This is a genomic window from Streptomyces sp. NPDC057694 (assembly GCF_042799415.1).
Lineage (GTDB): Bacteria > Actinomycetota > Actinomycetes > Streptomycetales > Streptomycetaceae > Streptomyces.
On record NZ_JBHVIX010000001.1, the window covers coordinates 1,452,563 to 1,465,447 of the forward strand.

The window sequence follows — 12,885 nt, forward strand, 5'->3', positions numbered from 1 at the left end:
TCGGGGGTTCCCTTAATGTCGCTGCAACATCGAAGCGCTTCGACGAAATGCGCGATGCGTTGTCCCGAAGGGTTGCAGCAATGACGCCGAACTCCTCCACCGCACACCCCGTGAATCCCGGTCCCAGCCGGAGAACCTTCCTCGGCTCGACGGCCGTCGCCGCGGTCGCGGTCGCCGGCGGTGTGCCCCTGCTCTCCGCCTGCGGCGGCGGCTCGGAGAGCAAGGACCGGGAGGGCACCACATCCGAGAAGGGCGCCGCGAAGCTGCTGCCCGCGTACATCGCGAGCACCTTCGCCCGGCCCGACATCTCGTCGAAGAACGGGTCGGCTGCGGGCTACACCGCCAAGGTCGATCTCTCCGCCCTGTCCACCTCGGTGAAGAGCAAGCTGGGCACCGGCGCTCCCCTGAAGGTCATGTCCCCGCTCTGGGGCACCGCGCCCAAGGCGGACTGCGCCTACTACACGCAGCTCGACAAGGCGGCGGGGACCAAGATCACCTGGCAGAACCAGGACGGCAACACCTACGGCGAGAAGCTCGGCGCCGTGCTGGCGTCCAGCTCGATCCCCGACATGGTGGTCGTGCCGAACTGGGAGCTCGTCGGCAAGATCTCCAACGCGGTCACCGCGAAGTTCATGGACCTCGGGCCGTACCTCGCGGGCGACAAGGTGAAGAAGTACCCGAACCTGGCTGCGATCCCCTCGGACTCCTGGCGGATGGGCATCTTCGGCGGTGCGCTGCGCGGCATCCCCATGCCGTCCGCCGCGGCGACGTTCAACCCGGCCTACTACCGCAAGGACATCTTCGACAAGAAGGGCTACGACGTCCCCAAGTCGGCGGCCGAGTTCCTGAGCTGGGCCAAGGAGGCGACCAGCGCGAAGGCGAAGGTGTACGCCTGCGGCGACATGTCCTGGACCGGCTTCAACATCTACGGTGTGCGCCCCTCGGGCACCCTCGGCTGGCACATCGAGAGCAACGGCAAGCTGACCTACCGCGTCGAGCAGCCCGAGTACCTCGAAGCCCTGGAGTGGACCCGCAAGCTCTTCGACGCGGGCGTCGTGCACCCCGACGACAAGGCCCGCTCGGGCGACGCGGGGCAGCGCTTCACCGCAGGTCAGATCCTTATGTACAACAATGACATGTCCCACTGGTACCTGAAGACCGCCGAGCAGGCGAAGTCCAACCCGGACTTCGAGATAGCCGCCATGGATCTGTTCGGCCCGGACGGTGGTGACCCCACGCTGTGGGCGAGCCAGCCCGCCACGATCTGGTCGCTGATCCGCAAGGGCGCCTCGAAGGAGACGGTCGAGAACGCGCTGGCCGCCGCGAACTTCGCCGCCGCGCCGTACGGCACCAAGGAGTTCATGCTCGTCAACTACGGCGTCGAGGGCACGCACTACGCCGTCAAGGACGGCACCCCGGTCAAGAACGACCAGGGCAACCAGGAGGTCATCAACGCCTGGCTGATGCTGTCCGCGCCGGCCCCCTACTTCGCGCACCCCGACTACCCCGACATCGCCCGCAAGCAGGTCGAGTGGGAGCAGCGTCAGGGCTCGTTCATGAAGAACACGAGCACGTACGGCATGAACATCGTCGAGCCGACCCGCTACGCGAGCCTCTCCAGCCAGTTCGAGCAGCTGGAGATCGACTACGTGCGCGGCAACAAGAAGCTCTCCGACGTCCAGCAGGCCATCTCCACCTGGAAGTCCTCGGGCGGCGACAAGCTGCGCGACTGGTACAAGAAGCTCATCGACAAGAACGGCAGCGGCAACTGATGTCTCTCACCGCCGGGAGCAGGCCCGACGGGGTGCGTCCGCCGGCCGCCGTCGAGGAGCCGGTGGCCGCGCTCGCCCCGAAGGCGGTCGCCGAGAAGCGCTCCGGCGGCGCCAAGGTTCCCTTCCGGACCCGGCTGCGCCGCGACCGTGCGCTCATCCTGATGACGCTGCCCGCGATCGCCCTGCTCCTGCTCTTCAACTACGTCCCGCTGCTGGGCAATGTCGTGGCCTTCCAGGACTACGACCCGTACGTCTCCAGCAACGGCGTCACCGCGATCTTCCACAGCCCCTGGGTCGGCGTGGAGCAGTTCTCGCGGATGCTCGGCGACCCGCTGTTCTGGGACGCGGCGAAGAACACGCTGGTCCTGTTCGTCCTCCAGCTGGTGCTGTTCTTCCCGGTCCCCATCGCCCTTGCACTGCTCATCAACAGCGTGGTGCGGCCCCGGGTGCGGGCCGTGGCGCAGGCGATCATGTATCTGCCGCACTTCTTCTCGTGGGTCCTGGTCGTCACCGTGTTCCAGCAGATCTTCGGCGGCGCCGGCATCATCGCGCAGACGATGGAGCAGCACGGCTGGGGCGGCTTCGACCTGATGACCAACGCGAGCTTCTTCAAGTTCCTGGTCACGGCCCAGTCCGTGTGGAAGGACGCGGGCTGGGGGGTCATCGTCTTCCTCGCCGCGCTCGCCGCGGTCTCCACCGACCTCTACGAGGCGGCCGCCATGGACGGCGCCGGACGCTGGCGCCGCATGTGGCACGTGACCCTGCCCGCGCTGCGCCCGGTGATCGCCCTGCTGCTCGTGCTGCGGGTCGGCGACGCGCTGTCCGTCGGCTTCGAGCAGTTCCTGCTCCAGCGCGACGCGGTCGGCGCGGGAGCCAGCGAGGTCCTCGACACCTACGTGTGGAACATGGGAATCCAGAACGGCGACTTCAGTTACGCGGCCGCGGTCGGCCTCGTGAAGGGGGCCATAGGCATCTGTCTCGTCCTGGGCGCGAACCGGTTCGCGCACCTGCTGGGCGAGCAGGGGGTGTACAAGAAGTGAGCCTGAACACGCAGTTGATCCGCAGCCTCCAGGCGCCGCCGCGCCCGGTGTGGGAGGAGCCGCCGAGGAAGGCCGGGCTCACGCTCAAGGGCGGCTTCCTCGCCCTGTGCTGTCTCGCGATCCTCGGGCCGCTGTGGATCGTGGTCGTCACGAGCCTGTCCCCCAAGCCGGTGATCGACCGGGCCGGCGGCCTCGTCCTGATCCCCGACGGCATCACGTTCATCAACTACACGGAGCTGCTGGGCGGCGGTCAGGTCAGCCGCGCGATGCTCGTGTCGATCGGGGTGACCGTGGTCGGCACGGTGTTCTCGATGACGGTGTCGGTGCTCGCCGCCTACGGCCTGTCCCGCACGGGCAGCCTCGGCCACCGGTTCCTGCTGATGTCACTGATGGCCACGATGTTCTTCGGGGCCGGACTGATCCCCACCTATCTGCTCGTGCAGTCGCTCGGCCTCACCGACACCTATCTGTCGCTGATCCTGCCGAGCGCGGTCAGCGTCTTCAACATCCTGGTGCTGCGCTCCTTCTTCATGGGCATCTCGCCGGAGCTGACCGAGTCGGCCCGCATCGACGGGGCGAGCGATCTGCGGATCCTGCTCACCATCATCCTGCCGCTGTCGCGGGCGGTGCTCGCGGTCATCTCGCTGTTCTACGCGGTCGGGTACTGGAGCGCCTGGTTCAACGCCTCCATCTACCTGACCGACCAGCAGATGATGCCGCTGCAGAACGTGCTGATCCAGCTGGTGCAGAAGAGCCGGGCCGCGCCGACCGGCCTCCAGCAGGCGGTCCACACCGGGCAGTTGTCCACGCTGGGCCTTCAGATGGCCGTCATGGTCCTCGCCCTGGTCCCGGTGGCCATCGCCTCGCCCTTCGTCCAGCGCCACTTCAAGAAGGGCATGCTCACCGGCGCCGTCAAGGGCTGACCCGTCACCGAACGCCACGCACCGCCCGTCCCGCCTGTGACCCCCTTTCGGAGCCGCACTATGACCGCCCCCGACAGCCGCCTCCTCCACGGCGGCGACTACAACCCCGAGCAATGGCCCGAGGAGGTCTGGGCCGAGGACGTGCGCCTCATGAAAGCGGCCGGGGTCACCTCCGTCACGCTCGGCGTGTTCTCCTGGGCGAAGCTCGAACCCCGCCCGGGAGCACGGGAGTTCGGGTGGCTGGACCGGGTCATGGATCTGATGCACCTGCACGGCATCGGGGTCGTCCTGGCGACGCCGACCGCGTCGCCGCCGCCGTGGCTTGGCCGGCTGCACCCGGAGACCCTGCCCCGCGACGAGAACGGGCAGATCGTGTGGTGGGGCTCCCGCCAGCAGTTCGCGCACTCCTCCAGCGCGTACCGCCGCTACGCCGCGTCGATCACCGAGGACCTCGCCCGGCGCTACGGCCGTCATCCGGCGCTGCGCATGTGGCACATCAACAACGAGTACTGCACGTTCGACCACGGCGACGAGGCGGCCCGCGGCTTCCGTGACTGGCTGCGGGCGAAGTACGTGACCCTGGACGCCCTCAACGAGGCGTGGGGCACGGCCTTCTGGAGCCAGCACGTCGACACGTGGGAGGACGTGATCCCGCCGCGGCGCGCCCAGTACCTGCGCAATCCCGCGCAGGTACTGGACTTCCGGCGGTTCACCTCCGACGCGCTCATGGAGTGCTTCGTCGCCGAGCGCGACATCGTGCGCCGGCACTCCCCCGCGCACATCCCGGTGACCACGAACTTCATGCCGTTCTGGATCGGGCAGGACGCGTGGGCGTGGGCCGAGCACGAGGACGTCGTCTCCGTCGACATCTACCCGGATCCGCGGGACCCGCAGGGCGGGCAGTACAACGCCATGATCGGCGACATGACGCGCGGCCAGGCCGGCGGGCGGCCCTGGATGGTGATGGAGCAGGCGGCCGGGGCGGTCAACTGGCGGGACGTCAACCAGCCGAAGCCACGCGGCCTCAACCGCCTGTGGTCGCTCCAGTCCGTGGCCCGGGGCGCGGACGCCGTCCTCTACTTCCAGTGGCGGCAGTCCCGGCAGGGCGCGGAGAAGTTCCACTCGGGGATGGTCGGACACGCGGGCGAGGAGGGCCGGGCCTTCGCCGAGGTGAAGCGGATCGGCGCCGAACTCGCCCTGCTGGAGGGGGAAGTGGCCGGCACACGTGTGAGCGCCGACGTGGCCGTGCTGCACGACTGGCACTCGTGGTGGGCGGGGAGCCAGGAGGCCCGGCCGTCCACGCGGGTCGCCTACGAGGACGTGGTGCGGGCCTGGCACCGGGCGCTGTGGGAGGCGGGCCTGACCACGGACTTCGCGCACCCCGAGCACGATCTGTCCGCCCACAGGATGGTCGTCGTGCCGCAGCTGTACCTGCTCACCGACGCGGCCGTCGAGAATCTCCTCGCGTACGCGCGCGGCGGCGGGCGCATCGTGTGCGGGTTCTTCTCCGGGATCGCCGACGCCGACGACCGGGTGCGGCCCGGCGGCATGGACTCGCGGCTGCGTGAGCTGTTCGGAATCCGGACCGTCCACGAGTGGTGGCCGCTGGCCCCCGAAGAGAGCGTGGACTGCGGCGAGTTCACGGGCACGCTGTGGTCGGAGGAGCTGACCGCGGCCGAGGACGCGGAGGTCGTGTCGGCCTATCGCGGCGGTGAACTCGACGGCATGCCGGCCGTGCTGCGGCGCGGCCGGGCCTGGTACCTCTCCACCCTTCCCGAGCCCTCGGCCCTGCGCGCGCTGCTCGCGGGTGTGGCCGCCGAGGCGGGCGTACGGCCTCCACTGCCCGGCCTCCCCGCAGGAGTGGAGGCCGTACGCCGCGGCGAGGTGCTGTTCCTGCTGCACCACGGACGGGACGAGGTGGTCGTCGAACTCCCGGCGGAAGATGGCCCGTTGCGGGATCTGCTCACCGGGGACGAGCACACCGGGTCCGTGACGCTGGGACGCTTCGGCGTCGTGGCGCTGCGCGGCGGGCGGGGCGATCATGACGCTGCCTGAGCATCCCCACGGCACCTGGGAGCCGACGCCGGCCGCCCGCTGGGAGGACACCTTCCTGAGCGGGAACGGCCGCCACGGCGCCCTCGTGTTCGGTGACCCGCACGACGACCGGGTGATCGTCACCCATCACACCCTGGTGCGCCCGGACGGCGGACCACAGCCGAAGCCGCCCCGGCTCGCCGACCAACTCCCGGAGCTTCAGGTCCGGTTGCTGGCCGGAGACCTGACGGCCGCGGAGGAGTTCACGGACGGGCGTGAGCTCCAGTGGGTGCGGGCGTTCCATCCCGCGTTCCAGGTGCGGTTCGTCCGCGACAGCATCGCGTGGCGCCACTACCGCCGTTCCGTCGACTTCGCGACGGGCGTGTGCGCGGCGCGCTGCGGCGGCTGGCAGGGAAAGGTGTTCGTCTCCCGGGCCGACGACGTCGTGGTGCAGTACGCCACCGGGCCGGGACTGGACGGGGAGGTGCTGCTCGATCACCGACTCGCCGGGGTGCCGGGCGGGCTCGGCGTCGGCCGCAGCGTCGTCCTCACCCCGTACGGCGCCCAGCTGACCCTGCGCTGCCGCTACCCGGACGGCGAACTCGCCTACACAGGTGTGACGGTGGCCGTGGTCAAGGGTGGCCGCACCTCGATCGGGACCACCGGCCTCCGGGTCGACGGGGCGGAGGAGATCCTGCTGCTCACCCGCGTGCGCCGGCATCTCGGAGAACTGGACGCGAGCACGGACGCCGCCGAACTGGCCGCCCTGCTCGACAGCCGCGGCACGGCACGCACCTACGCCAATCTGCTCGCACGGCACACCGCTCAGCACCGGGCCGCGTACGAGCGGGTCACGCTCTCCCTCGGCGGGGTCCCGGCCGAACGGGCTCTTCCCGGCTCAGAGTTGCTGGCGCGCCCGGAGAGCCAGGCCCTGCTGGAGCGGCTGTTCGCCGCCGGCCGCTATCACCTGCTCAGCTCATCGGGCGCCCTGCCGCCACGGCTGACGGGCCTGTGGACGGGCGAGTGGGACACGGCGTGGTCTGGCGCGTTCACCACCGACGCCAACCTCAATCTCCAGACGGCGTCGGCACCCGCCTGCGCGCTCCCCGAGGTGGTCGAGGCCCAAGGCGCCTTGATACACGGTCAGTTGGCGGACTGGCGTGACAACGCCCGGAGCATCTTCGGGGCTCGTGGCATCGTGGCGCCCGCGCACACCGACGGCGAGTCCGGGCACACGTACCACTTCCAGCGGCAGTGGCCGATGCACCTGTGGACGGCGGGCGCCGACTGGCTGCTCACCCCACTGGTCGAACAGGCCGAGACGACCGGCGAGCGCCCGCCCTGGCTGATCGCCGCACTCGGCGAACTCGCCCTTTTCTACGAGGACTTCCTCAGCCGCACCGGGCCCGACGGGCGGGTGATCGTCGTCCCGTCGTACTCGCCGGAGAACCGCCCGGCGAACGCAAGCTGGGGCACCCTCAACGCGACGATGGACATCGCTGCGGCCCGGCACGCCCTGCGCACCGCCGCCGCCTGGTCCCCCGGGCCGGACGCCGACCGCTGGACCGCACTCGCCGACCGGCTGCCCGACTACCGGGTCAACGACGACGGCGCCCTGGCCGAGTGGGCCTGGCCGGGCCTCGCGGAGACCTACGACCACCGGCATCTGAGCCACCTCTACCCGGTGTGGCCGCACCACGAGATCAACCCCTACGACACACCCGAGCTCGCGAAGGCGGCGCGGCGGGCCCTCGCGCTGCGCGGCGCCGAGAACGACTCGGCGCACGGCCACCTCCACCACGCCCTGATCGCGGCCCGGCTGCGCGACGCGCCCCGCGTCGCCGACGCGCTGCGCCACGTCCTGACCGGCGACTACTTCCATCCCTCGCTGATGAGCGCGCACTATCCGCGCCGCGACGTCTACAACGCGGACGCCGCGCACACCCTGCCCGCGCTGCTCGTCGAGGCGCTGCTCCAGTCGACGCCCGGACGGCTCGTGCTGCTGCCCGCGCTGCCCGCGTCCTGGGCGCGCGGCACGGTGCGCGGTCTGCGCACCCGGTTCGGCGCGCGCGTCGACCTGGCCTGGGGCGGCGGCACCTGCACGGCGGTGGTGCGCCCCGAGCGGGACGCGCACATCGAACTCAAGACCCCCGACGGCGACGACGGAACGGTCCGTCTGATCGCCGGCGAGGACCGCGAACTCAAAGTGAGAACGCGGTAGTTCCCCCCCCCACCGACCATGGAAGGGACACCATGGCACCCTCAGGAACACCGATCGGCCGCCGCACCGTCCTCGGCTCCGCACTCGCGGCCACGGCCGCACTCGCCCTCACCGCCGCGCCCGCCAGCGCGGCGGTGTGGTCGTCGTCCGACCAGTGGGGCAACTACACCACCTCGGACGGCTACATCCTCTACAACAACATCTGGGGCTCCGGCGCGGGCTCCCAGACCATCTGGGCCAACTCGTCGTCCAACTGGGGCGTCCGGGCCGACCACCCCAACACCGGCGGCATCAAGTCCTACCCGAACGCCAAGAAGGTCATCGGCAAGCGGATCAGCGCGCTGTCCTCCCTCACCAGCAGCTACAACGTGACCGTCCCGTCGGCGGGCGCCTACAACACGTCGTACGACATCTGGGACACCGGCTACGCCAACGAGATCATGCTCTGGGTCAACTACAACGGCGCCGTGGGCGCGCTGGGCAGTTCGATCGGCAACGTCACGCTCGGCGGCCACACCTGGACGGTGTACGTCGGCAGCAACGGCGCCAACAACGTGTACTCGTTCCTGCGCACCTCCGACTCCACGTCGGGCACGGTGAACATCCTGCCGATCCTGAAGTGGCTGCGGGACACGAAGGGGTACATCGGTGACGTGACCATCGGTGACGTCCAGTTCGGCTACGAGATCACCTCGTCGGCCGGGGGCCTGAACTTCACCACGAACAGCTTCGGCGTCTCCAGCAGCTGACGGACGGGCGCGGCTCAGGCGTCGGCGGGCGCCTGGGCCGCGCTCTCGCGCACCGTCAGCTCCGGGGCGAGCAGCACGGCCTCCTCGTCGCAGCCGCGCCCCTCGATCTTCGCGATGACCTGCTCGACGGCGCGCCGCCCCATCTCCTGCGCGGGCACCGCGACCGAGGTCAGCGGCACCGAGGCGTGCGCGGCCACCTGCTCGGGGCAGACGGCGACGACGGAGACGTCCTCGGGGACGGCCCGGCCCGACTGGCGCAGCAGGGCGAGCAGCGGATCGGTCGCGGCCTCGTTCTGCACGACGAAGGCGGTGGTGCCGGGGCGCTCGTCGAAGACCCTCGACAACGTTGCCGAGACCGAGGCGTACGAGCCCTCGCAGGGGCGGTGCAGCAGCCGCAGCCCCAGCTCGCCGCTGCGCTCGCGCAGTCCGGACAGGGTCCGCTCGGCGAATCCGGTACGCCGCTCGTAGACGGCGGCCGCCTCACCGATGACGGCGATCTCGCGGTGTCCGAGGTCGGCGAGGTGCTGGGCGCAGACGGCGCCCGCGGCGGCGAAGTCGAGGTCGACGCAGTTGAGTCCGGTGGTGTCGGCCGGCAGCCCGATCAGCACGGCGGGACGGGAGGCGGTGCGCAGCAGCGGCAGCCGCTCGTCGTCCAGCTCCACGTCCATCAGGATCATCGCGTCGGCGAGCGCGCTGCCCTCTATGCGGCGCACGGCCTCGGCGCCCTCCTCACCGGTGAGCAGCAGGATGTCGTAGCCGTGGGTGCGGGCGGCGGTGGCGACGGCCATCGCGATCTCCATCATCACCGGGACGTACATGTCGGTGCGCAGCGGCACCATCAGGGCGATGATGTTGGACTTGCTGCTGGCCAGGGCCCTGGCTCCCGCGTTCGGGTGGTAGCCGAGCTTGCGCACGCTGCTCTCGACGCGCTCCCGGGTGGCGGCGGAGATGGACCGCTTGCCGCTGAGGACGTAGCTCACGGTGCTGGCGGAGACTCCGGCGTGCCGGGCGACCTCTGCGAGCGTGACCATGTCGTTCTCCTGAGCCGATGCGAAAGGGACGAAGCACTCCCGATGCGAAGCGCTTCGACGGGGACTAATTGCCGGTGCCGGTTCGACCTGCTGACCCTATGGGGATCAACAGCCGCCTGTCCATAAGACTGTCGAAGCGCTTCGACAGTTCTCTCTCACCCCGCCGGCGGAGTGTGTTCCTGTCCCACAGGTTAATGACAGGGGGCCGTGCTGGGGGCGGCGCCGGAAAGATTCGGTGCGCGAGCAGTGGACGTACGGCCGGATTCAGCCGGTCCCCGCTCGGGAACCGTCAGCCGGTTCCGTCCGGATCCTGGGCGGCTCTCAGCCGCAGCCGACGTGGCCCTGTACCCGGCCACCGGCCCGCAGAGGGTTTCTGAACAGGGGATTCAGCAGGACCGTGCCCGCAGCGACGGGAAGGACACCCGGTCCGGCATGGGGACTCACGAGGCGCTCGGGGTCGTCGCACACGTGCGAGTGGTCGACGGCCGCGCCGCGGATCTCCGTCAGGTAGTCGGCGTGGAGCAGACTCGACTGTTCGGTGATCACCACGAGGTCGGGATTGAGCACGTCGAGCAGCAGGGCGGCGGCCCGGCCGACCGCCCGGGCCCGGTCGCGAAGGAGGCTGTCGGCCCGCGGGTCACCGGCGGCGGCCGCGTCGATCAGCAGCATGGTCTGCGGTTCCGGGATGATGCCGCGCCGCACCGCGGTGGCGGCGAGCACCGAGTCGGACGCGGTCGCCTCCAGACAGCCGGTGCGTCCGCAGGCGCAGGGTGCGGTGGAGTCGGGCACCGGCAGATGGGCCACGTCACCGGCGCCCGCGCGGGGGCCTCGGTGGACGACTCCCGCGATACCGAGCGCCGCGTCCACGACGTTGCCGACGAACAGGTGGACCAGGCTGCGCCGGGCGGCGGGCCTGCCGAAGAGGATCTCCGACTGGGCGACGGCGCGGGCGTGGTTGTCGAGGCGTACCGGCAGGTCCAGCGCGCGGGACAGCTGCGCGGCGAGCGGCCGGTGGCGCAGCGCCAGGGCATCGTGCCGGACGACGACGCCCTCCCCCGGTTCGACCCAGCCGCCGAGCATGGCGCCGACGCCGAGCAGCGGCCGCCCGGCGGGCCGTTCGGCGAGGAACTCCCGCAGGGCCGCGCCCACTTGGCCGACCAGTGCGTCCGCCCGGGTGCCCTCGTGCCAGAAGGTGCGCCGGGCCACGATGCGGCCGCGCAGGTCGACCAGGCCGAACGTGGAGGCGGGCACGCCGATGTGCAGACCGGCCGCGAGCGGTCCGCCGACCTCGCCGGTGTGCAGGTCGACGGGGATGCGGGGGCGGCCCACGGCGCCGGGTGCGGCCGGTTCCGGCAGGTCGCGCAGCAGGCCCCTGCGGACCAGGTCGGTGCACTGCCGGGAGACCGCGGCCGGGCTCAGACCGCTCAGTCGCGCGACGTCGCCGCGGGCCACGGGTCCGTGGTCGAGCACGGTCCGCAGCACGCTGGCGGCGTTGGCGTCCCGCCGGCCGTCGCCGGTCATCCGCGTGGGGTGGTGCGGGCTCTCGTCGGCATCCGTGTCCGTCCGCGGCATCGTCCGTCCCTCCTCTTCGCGCCCGGTTCGGCCCGCAGCCTATGCGGCCGGGGCCGGGCGGTGCGGAGCGGGGAACATTGCGGGCCCGTGAAATCGCGGAGCGCCGCCGGCGGACCGGATCCTGCCTCAACGCACCTGCTCAGAGCGGTCTTCGGCGTCCTTTCGGGAGGCGTCCCGGGTGCACCGCGACCGGTTGACGCCGCCCGGCACGGTTGCGACGCTCCGACACATGACCGCGACGACGTGTCCCTGTATCTGAGCCTGCGCACTCGGCTCGCCCCGGGGCGCTCCAGCCCCCGCCCGTGCCGATCAGCGGCCCCGCCGCCGGACGCGAGCGCCCACGACGGCGCGGCCCCTCGGCGCATCGCTCCCGAATTATTTCCGCACAGAGACAAACCCGCACACCCCCCGCACCGCCCGAAAGGACACCCGCCATGACCACGACCGCCCCCGAAACCGCCTCTGCCGCTGTCGCCGCCCCCGACCTCACCGTCACCAAACTGAACGGCCGCCTCGGCGCGGTCATCGCAGGTGTCCGCCTCTCCGGCGAGCTGGCCCCCGAGACGGTCACCGCGATCCGCGAGACGCTCCTCGCCCATAAGGTCGTCTTCTTCCGCGGCCAGGACCACCTCGACGCCCGCGCGCACGAGGCCTTCGGCCGGCTGCTCGGCACCCCTGTCGCCCACCCGACCGTGCCGTCCCTCGACGGCCGGTACGCGTTCCCGATCAACTCCGACTACGGCGGCCGTGCCAACCAGTGGCACAGCGACGTCACGTTCGTCCCCGCCTACCCGGCGTTCTCCATCCTCCGTGCGATCACCATCCCGCCGTACGGCGGCAACACGCTGTGGGCGAACACGGCGACGGCGTACGAGAATCTGCCCGCCCCGCTGAGGGAGCTGGCCGACGGTCTGCGGGCCGTGCACTCCAACGACTACGACTACGCGGCCCTGCGCCCCGACGCGCTCCCGGAGCAACTGGCCCGGTTCCGCGACGTGTTCGCCAAAATCAAGTTCCTGACCGAGCACCCGGTGGTCCGCGTGCACCCGGAGACCGGTGAGCGCACGCTGCTGCTCGGCAACTTCGTGCAGAAGATCGCCGGGCTCACCGGCCGGGACTCGCGTGACCTCGTCGACCTGTTCCAGCGGCACATCGAGCGCCCGGAGAACACCGTCCGCTGGCAGTGGCAGGTCGGCGACGTGGCCATCTGGGACAACCGCGCCACCCAGCACTACGGCGTCGACGACTCCGACGACCACGAGCGCGCGCTGGCCCGCGTGACGATCGACGGCGACGTCCCCGTCGGCATCGACGGCCGGACGTCGACGCTCCTGTCCCCCGAGACCGTGCCCGAGCCGGAGCACGGCATCGCGTCGGGCGCGTCGACGGCGCAGACGGGTACGCCCACCGCCGTGCCGGCGGTCAGCGGCTGAGCGTGGCCTCGGTGGGCGCGGTGGGTCCGGGCGCCGGTGTGGGGCCCCGGACCCCGCGACAGGTCCCGCGCGGTCTGGGCGTTATAACAACGTACCACAAACCCACCCGC

At 71.0% G+C, this 12,885-nt stretch carries 9 protein-coding genes; 7 read left to right on the top strand and 2 right to left on the bottom strand.

What is annotated here, in order from left to right:
* Window positions 1-80: 80 nt before the first annotated feature.
* From ACFVDP_RS06595 to ACFVDP_RS06620, 6 genes are read left to right on the top strand one after another with little or no spacing between them, the layout of a single operon-like run.
* Window positions 81-1,772 carry an extracellular solute-binding protein gene (locus ACFVDP_RS06595; RefSeq protein ID WP_383484191.1) on the top strand — a complete coding sequence of 564 codons (1,692 nt, stop codon included), beginning with the start codon at window positions 81-83 and terminating at the stop codon, window positions 1,770-1,772.
* Window positions 1,772-2,812 carry an ABC transporter permease gene (locus ACFVDP_RS06600; protein WP_383484194.1) on the top strand — a complete coding sequence of 347 codons (1,041 nt, stop codon included), beginning with the start codon at window positions 1,772-1,774 and terminating at the stop codon, window positions 2,810-2,812. Before ACFVDP_RS06595 ends, ACFVDP_RS06600 begins: the two co-directional genes overlap by 1 nt.
* Window positions 2,809-3,735: a carbohydrate ABC transporter permease gene (locus ACFVDP_RS06605; protein WP_383484197.1), complete on the top strand. Its 927-nt coding sequence runs from the start codon at window positions 2,809-2,811 to the stop codon at window positions 3,733-3,735. The genes ACFVDP_RS06600 and ACFVDP_RS06605 overlap by 4 nt, the downstream gene beginning before the upstream one ends.
* A 60-nt stretch (window positions 3,736-3,795) precedes the next feature.
* The gene (locus ACFVDP_RS06610) at window positions 3,796-5,790 is read left to right on the top strand and encodes a beta-galactosidase (RefSeq protein WP_383484200.1); all 1,995 of its coding nucleotides are present in this window, start codon (window positions 3,796-3,798) and stop codon (window positions 5,788-5,790) included.
* Window positions 5,777-7,990 (top strand): glycoside hydrolase N-terminal domain-containing protein, encoded by a 2,214-nt coding sequence (locus ACFVDP_RS06615; RefSeq protein ID WP_383484203.1) that lies wholly within the window; start codon window positions 5,777-5,779, stop codon window positions 7,988-7,990. Before ACFVDP_RS06610 ends, ACFVDP_RS06615 begins: the two co-directional genes overlap by 14 nt.
* A gap of 53 nt (window positions 7,991-8,043) precedes the next feature.
* Window positions 8,044-8,739 carry a hypothetical protein gene (locus tag ACFVDP_RS06620; protein WP_383484407.1) on the top strand — a complete coding sequence of 232 codons (696 nt, stop codon included), beginning with the start codon at window positions 8,044-8,046 and terminating at the stop codon, window positions 8,737-8,739.
* Between the two features lie 14 nt (window positions 8,740-8,753).
* Here ACFVDP_RS06620 and ACFVDP_RS06625 read toward each other — a convergent pair whose 3' ends face one another.
* Together ACFVDP_RS06625 and ACFVDP_RS06630 are read right to left on the bottom strand one after the other, a co-directional pair.
* Entirely contained in the window at window positions 8,754-9,770 is a 1,017-nt protein-coding gene (locus ACFVDP_RS06625) for a LacI family DNA-binding transcriptional regulator (protein ID WP_383484206.1), read from the bottom strand.
* Window positions 9,771-10,091: 321 nt separating this feature from the next.
* The gene (locus ACFVDP_RS06630; protein WP_383484209.1) at window positions 10,092-11,342 is read right to left on the bottom strand and encodes an ROK family protein; all 1,251 of its coding nucleotides are present in this window, start codon (window positions 11,340-11,342) and stop codon (window positions 10,092-10,094) included.
* Window positions 11,343-11,776: 434 nt separating this feature from the next.
* Here ACFVDP_RS06630 and ACFVDP_RS06635 point away from each other — a divergent pair, with 434 nt between their 5' ends.
* Window positions 11,777-12,775 (top strand): TauD/TfdA dioxygenase family protein, encoded by a 999-nt coding sequence (locus ACFVDP_RS06635; RefSeq protein ID WP_383484212.1) that lies wholly within the window; start codon window positions 11,777-11,779, stop codon window positions 12,773-12,775.
* Window positions 12,776-12,885: the final 110 nt, after the last annotated feature.

Bases quoted from the DNA above. Each gene is read 5' to 3' on its own strand.
- ACFVDP_RS06600 (WP_383484194.1), top strand. From the start codon at position 1,772: ATGTCTCTCACCGCCGGGAGCAGGCCCGACGGGGTGCGTCCGCCGGCC.
- ACFVDP_RS06595 (WP_383484191.1), top strand. From the start codon at position 81: ATGACGCCGAACTCCTCCACCGCACACCCCGTGAATCCCGGTCCCAGC.
- ACFVDP_RS06610 (WP_383484200.1), top strand. From the start codon at position 3,796: ATGACCGCCCCCGACAGCCGCCTCCTCCACGGCGGCGACTACAACCCC.
- ACFVDP_RS06635 (WP_383484212.1), top strand. From the start codon at position 11,777: ATGACCACGACCGCCCCCGAAACCGCCTCTGCCGCTGTCGCCGCCCCC.
- ACFVDP_RS06625 (WP_383484206.1), bottom strand. From the start codon at position 9,770: ATGGTCACGCTCGCAGAGGTCGCCCGGCACGCCGGAGTCTCCGCCAGC.
- ACFVDP_RS06615 (WP_383484203.1), top strand. From the start codon at position 5,777: ATGACGCTGCCTGAGCATCCCCACGGCACCTGGGAGCCGACGCCGGCC.
- ACFVDP_RS06630 (WP_383484209.1), bottom strand. From the start codon at position 11,342: ATGCCGCGGACGGACACGGATGCCGACGAGAGCCCGCACCACCCCACG.